Origin of the sequence: Faecalibacterium sp. DFI.5.82, from assembly GCF_029076575.1 — a bacterium.
Taxonomy (GTDB): domain Bacteria; phylum Bacillota; class Clostridia; order Oscillospirales; family Ruminococcaceae; genus Faecalibacterium; species Faecalibacterium duncaniae.
Window position 1 is genome coordinate 1 of the sequence record NZ_JARFIS010000983.1, and the last position, 293, is coordinate 293.

Below are 293 nucleotides of genomic sequence, written 5' to 3' on the forward strand. Positions count from 1 at the left end.
GTTTCGCCCCCAGAAAGCCGCCGATACAGTGCGGTTTTTCAAAGGCTCAATAGTTAGAATGCGCTAACCCTGCGCATCGAATGGAGCAAGGAGGTTCCAATGATCAATTTTGAACAGTGGGAAGGCTTTGAGGGCCGCATCTGGAAAGAGGAAGTCAATGTCCGCGACTTCATCCAGAAGAACTACACCCCGTACGTCGGCGACGAAAGCTTTCTGGCTGGCCCCACCGAGGCGACCGATAAGCTGTGGGGTGCCCTGCAGAAGCTGCAGTAGGAAGAGCGCGCCAAGGGCGG

Annotated in this window: 1 protein-coding gene; it reads left to right on the forward strand. The window is 56.0% G+C overall.

Annotated features, from left to right (window positions below):
* The first annotated feature begins 99 nt into the window (after positions 1–99).
* Positions 100–273 (forward strand): hypothetical protein, encoded by a 174-nt coding sequence (locus tag P0G09_RS19790; protein WP_275253528.1) that lies wholly within the window; start codon positions 100–102, stop codon positions 271–273.
* Positions 274–293 lie beyond the last annotated feature (20 nt).

What these genes read in the sequence shown, in the direction of transcription:
- P0G09_RS19790 (WP_275253528.1), top strand. Translation starts at nt 100, where the DNA reads ATGATCAATTTTGAACAGTGGGAAGGCTTTGAGGGCCGCATCTGGAAA.